Raw genomic sequence first — 418 nt, 5'->3', positions numbered from 1 at the left:
GATGCCTAACCGCAACCCGGCAACACCCTTGTGCGAAAACAGTCACCTGATCCGCTGGGTGGAAAAGATGGCGCGGCTGACCAAGCCGGCGGCGATTCATTGGGTAGATGGATCGCCCGAGGAGAACGAGAGCCTGTGTCAGCTGCTGACTGCCAGCGGAACTTTCACCAACCTCAACGAGGAATTGTGGCCGGGCTGTTAATATGCGCGCTCGACTCCCGACGATGTGGCGCGGGTGGAAGACCGGACCTTCATCTGTTCGCTTTCGAAGGATGCGGCGGGCCCGACGAATAATTGGGTGAACCCGTATGAGATGCGCAAGAAGTTGAAAGATCTCTTCGACGGGTGCATGCAGGGGCGGACGATGTACGTTCTGGCCTTCAGCATGGGACCGGTGGGATCGCCGATGTCGCAGATC

1 pseudogene is annotated in these 418 nt (G+C 58.9%); it reads left to right on the top strand.

Features of this window, described 5'->3' with window-relative positions:
- Position 1: 1 nt before the first annotated feature.
- Positions 2-418: pseudogene (locus tag JMN17_RS21860) on the top strand (hypothetical protein); the annotation flags it as partial.

This window comes from Bacillus sp. RHFS10, from assembly GCF_016757475.1.
Taxonomy (GTDB): Bacteria; Bacillota; Bacilli; order Bacillales; family Bacillaceae; genus Bacillus; species Bacillus subtilis_G.
This window is presented reverse-complemented; position numbering and strand designations above follow the sequence as displayed.